Here is a 4,196-nt window from a genome sequence, read left to right as displayed (position 1 = left end):
CGCATCGTGATCGCGGGCAGCGCGAGCGAATTCATCCACCGCATCACCGCCTTCGCCGCCCGGCGGGGCGAGCGGGCCGTGGCGGTGCCGGCGCATGGCTATGGGGACTACACGCGCGCGGCGCAGGCCTGGGGGCTGGATGTGCGGCGCGCGCGCCCGGTGCAGGCCAGGCAGGCACCGGCCTGTTCTGGGCGTGCGATCCCTCCAAGCCCGCTCGGCACGCCCGACCTCGAGCTGGCCGCCTGGGGCCGGCCCGGAGCGCAAGACGGCGCACTGCGCGTGCTCGACTGTGCCTACGCCCCCCTGCCGCCTGGACGGTGCCGCCCCCCCCATGCCCGCCAACGCCTGGCAGTTGTGGACGCCCAACAAGGCCCTGGGCCTGACCGGCGTGCGCGCGGCCTACGCCATTGCGCCGCAGGCGCAGCCGCCGCAAGACCTGGCCGCGCTGCAGTCGCTGGCGCCATCGTGGCCCATCGGCGCCCATGGCGTGGCGTTGCTCACGGCATGGACCCTTGCCTCCCCCCAGCGCTGGCTGCGCGACAGCCTGGACGCGCTGCGCGCCTGGAAGGCGGAGCAGCAGGCGCTGTGCGAAGCGCTGGGCTGGGCCGTCGTGCCCGGGAGCCTGGCCAACTACTTCGTGGCACGGCCTGGGGTGGATGACCTGCCGGCGGCCCTGCAGCGGTTGCGAGCCCACGGCATCAAGCTGCGCGACGGCACGTCGTTCGGGCTGCCGGGGCAGGTGCGCCTGGGCGTGCTGCCGCCGGGTTCCCAGCAGGCGCTGCGCCAGGCCTGGATCGGCTGACTGCCGCTACCATCCCCGCCTCACCCGCGACCGCTCGAAGGAAGCCGCCCCGCCATGCGCACCATCACCGTCAGCCGCTACGTCACGCCCCTGCGTGAGGGCGGCTCCATGCCCGCCGTCGTCGAGGGCGACGACCTGGGCCTGTATGTGCTCAAGTTCCGCGGTGCGGGGCAGGGCGTGCGGGCCCTGCTCGCCGAGATGATCGCCGGGGGCATCGCCCGCGCGCTGGGCCTGCCCGTTCCCGAGATCGTGCTCGCGCAGTTGGACGTGGCCCTGGCGCAGACCGAGCCGGACCCCGAGATCCAGGACCTGATCCGTGCCAGCGGCGGCCTCAATGTGGGGCTGGACTACCTCTCGGGCGCCGCGAACTTCGACCCGGCGGTGGATGCGGTGTCGGACGACTTCGCCTCGCGGCTGGTCTGGTTCGACACGCTGGTGGGCAACGTGGACCGCACGGCGCGCAACACCAACCTGCTGGTGTGGCACCGCAACCCGTGGCTGATCGACCATGGCGCGGCGCTCACTTTCCACCATGCGTGGAACGGCACGGTGGCCGTGCCCGCCAAGCCCTTCGCCCCCATTGCCGACCACGTGCTGCTGCCCCGCGCCACCGCGCTGGCGCAGGTGGATGCGGAACTGGCCGCGCGCCTCACGCCCGCCGTGCTGCAGGGCGTGCTGTCCGAGGTGCCCGATGAATTCCTGCAACTGGCCGGTGCCGACCACGCCGAAGGCCCGTTGACCGCGCCCGGCACCCACCGGCAGGCCTACGCGGATTACTTCGCCGCACGGCTGGCCGGGCGCGGCGCCTGGCTGAAAGGAGCGATCGATGCACGCGGCTGATGTGTACGACTACGCCATCGTGCGCGTGGTGCCGCGCGTGGAGCGCGAAGAATTCATCAATGCCGGCGCCATTCTTTCGTGCCAGCGCACGGGCTTCCTTCAGGCCGCCATGGCACTGGACGAGGCGCGGCTGCTGGCCCTGGACCCTGCGGCCGACCTGGACACGGTGCGCCGGCACCTGGCGGCCATCGTCGCCATCTGCGCGGGCGACACGGGCTGCGGGCCCATCGCGCAGATGCCTTACCGATCGCGCTTTCACTGGCTGACCGCGCGGCGCAGCGGGATCATCCAGACCTCGCCGGTGCACACCGGGCGCTGTACCGATGCGGGCGCGGCGCTGGAGCACATCATGGACCGCATGGTGCGCCCGCTGGTTTAAGGGGGGTTCGCCAAAGGGGCGGCGCCGGGCATGGTCCCCGCCCTGTGCTGCCGTGCGCCGCCGGTGTGCGGCCTTGGCTGACAGGCGGACGGGCGCATGGCGCGGGTCCCGCGCGGGCGATGCGCCGAAGAATGGCCGTTTCCGCGCCTGCCGTGCGATGCCCTCTCCAGCGGAATGCCATCGCGGCGTGTTCGTCGAGGCAGGCCTGGCATCGCCAGCAGCGCATTCACCCCCACACGAAAGGAAACCCCATGGCCCAGCCACCGTCCTCCACTCCGCTGCAGCGCTTCACGGACCAGGTCGTCATCGTCACCGGCGCAGGGTCCGGCATCGGCGCTGCCACGGCACGGCGCTTTTCGCAGGAGGGTGCCAAGGTGGTCATCGCCGACCTCAGCGACGACAAGCTGGCGGCGACGCGCGCCGACCTGCCGGCCGACCGCACGCTCGCCCATCCGGCCGACGTCTCGAAGTTCGACGAAGTGCAGGCCCTCGTCGATGCCACGGTGGAGCGATTCGGCCGCCTCGACGTGATGGTCAACAACGCCGGCATCGCCGTGCAGGGCAAGGTCATGGAAGCCAGCCTGGAAGACTGGCACCGCATCCTCGCGACCAATGTCTCGGGCGTTTTCCACGGCGCGCGCGCGGCCCTGCCGCACCTGCTCAAGACGCGAGGCTGCATCGTCAACACCTCGTCCGTCTCCGGCCTGGGCGGCGACTGGGACATGAGCTTTTACAACGCCTCCAAAGGCGCGGTCTCCAACTTCACCCGTGCCTTGGCGATGGACCACGGCAAGGACGGCGTGCGCGTCAACGCCGTGGCGCCCAGCCTGACCTTCACGGGCATGACGCAAGACATCAAGAACGATCCGGAGCAACTGAAGAAATTTGCCGAACGCATTCCCCTGGGCCGCGGCGCGGAGCCCGAGGAGATCGCGGCGGTGATCGCCTTCCTCGCCAGCCCGGATGCGAGCTTCGTCACCGGCGTGGTGCTGCCGGTGGATGGGGGCGTGTCCGCATCGAACGGCCAGCCGGCGCAGTGAGCGGCGGCGCGGACGCGCAGCCGCTTGCGCGGCGTTGAAAAAAACGCGGGCAGGGCAGGGGACAATACGGCCTCCTTCGCTTTCCAAGCTGCGCCCGTGCCCTTTGCCGCCTTCGCTCTTCCTGGCCCCGCCACCGCCTGCCAAGGCACCCTCGTCCCTGCCCGGCAGGGCACGGGTGGCGCCGGGCGCTGACATGGCGGCGCGCTGCGTCATGGTGCTGGGCACGACCAGCGGCGCCGGCAAGAGCTGGCTGGCCACGGCCCTGTGCCGCTGGTACAGCAACCAGGGCCTGAAGGTCGCGCCGTTCAAGGCGCAGAACATGAGCAACAACGCGCGCGTGGTCGCCGGGCCGGGGGGCGGCCACGGCGAGATCGGCAGCGCGCAGTATTTCCAGGCCCTGGCGGCGCGTGCCGAGCCCGATGTGCGCATGAACCCGCTGCTGCTCAAGCCGGAGGCCGACACCCGCAGCCAGGTGGTGCTGATGGGGCAGGTGAGCGAGGAGCTGTCCGCATTGCCCTGGCGCGGCCGCAGTGCGCGCGTGTGGCCGCAGATCGCCGCCGCGCTCGATGCGCTGCGCGCCGAGAACGACGTGGTGGTGATCGAAGGCGCGGGCTCGCCGGCCGAGATCAACCTGCAAGCGAGCGACGTGGTCAACCTGCGCGTGGCGCGGCATGCGGGCGCGAGTTGCCTGCTCGTCACCGACATCGACCGGGGCGGCGCGTTCGCCCACCTCTACGGCACCTGGGCCCTGGTGCCGGAGGATGAACGCGCGCTGATCCAGGGCTTCGTGCTCAACAAGTTCCGGGGCGATGCGGCGCTGCTGGCCCCCGCGCCCGAAATGCTGCAACAGATGACCGGCGTGCCCACCGTGGCCACCATCCCCATGCAGTGGCACCATGGCCTGCCCGAGGAAGACGGGGTGTTCGACGATGCCGCGCGCGCCAGCGGCGTGGTGCACACGACCATCGCCGTGGTGGCCTACCCGCGCATCAGCAACCTCGACGAATTCCAGCCCCTGAAGGCCGTGCCCGGCGTGCGGCTGCTGTGGGCCCGCAGCCCGGCCGACGTGGCGGGGGCCGACTGGATCGTGCTGCCCGGCTCCAAGGCCACGGCGGCGACCTGGCTTGGCTGCGCG

The 4,196-nt window shown here is 71.7% G+C and carries 3 protein-coding genes and 2 pseudogenes; all 5 read left to right on the top strand.

The genetic code is table 11. The features are described from left to right. Nucleotides 1–802 (top strand): annotated as a pseudogene (locus AC27KI_RS19900) (aminotransferase class I/II-fold pyridoxal phosphate-dependent enzyme); the annotation flags it as partial. A 54-nt stretch (nucleotides 803–856) separates the two neighbouring features. After that, nucleotides 857–1,642: a HipA family kinase gene (locus AC27KI_RS19895; protein WP_272564133.1), complete on the top strand. Its 786-nt coding sequence runs from the start codon at nucleotides 857–859 to the stop codon at nucleotides 1,640–1,642. Continuing rightward, nucleotides 1,629–2,021 (top strand): DUF3037 domain-containing protein, encoded by a 393-nt coding sequence (locus AC27KI_RS19890; RefSeq protein ID WP_284428858.1) that lies wholly within the window; start codon nucleotides 1,629–1,631, stop codon nucleotides 2,019–2,021. The genes AC27KI_RS19895 and AC27KI_RS19890 overlap by 14 nt, the downstream gene beginning before the upstream one ends. A 251-nt stretch (nucleotides 2,022–2,272) precedes the next feature. Further along, nucleotides 2,273–3,061, top strand: coding sequence for a meso-2,3-butanediol dehydrogenase (gene budC / locus AC27KI_RS19885; protein ID WP_317352396.1), 789 nt, complete (start codon nucleotides 2,273–2,275; stop codon nucleotides 3,059–3,061). A gap of 193 nt (nucleotides 3,062–3,254) precedes the next feature. Then, nucleotides 3,255–4,196, top strand: a pseudogene (locus tag AC27KI_RS19880) (cobyric acid synthase); the annotation flags it as partial.

The sequence above is a fragment of the Acidovorax sp. KPB24-03 genome, from assembly GCF_057546605.1.
The sequence above is the reverse complement of the archived record's forward strand: the minus strand, read 5'-3'. Positions and strand labels throughout refer to the sequence as shown.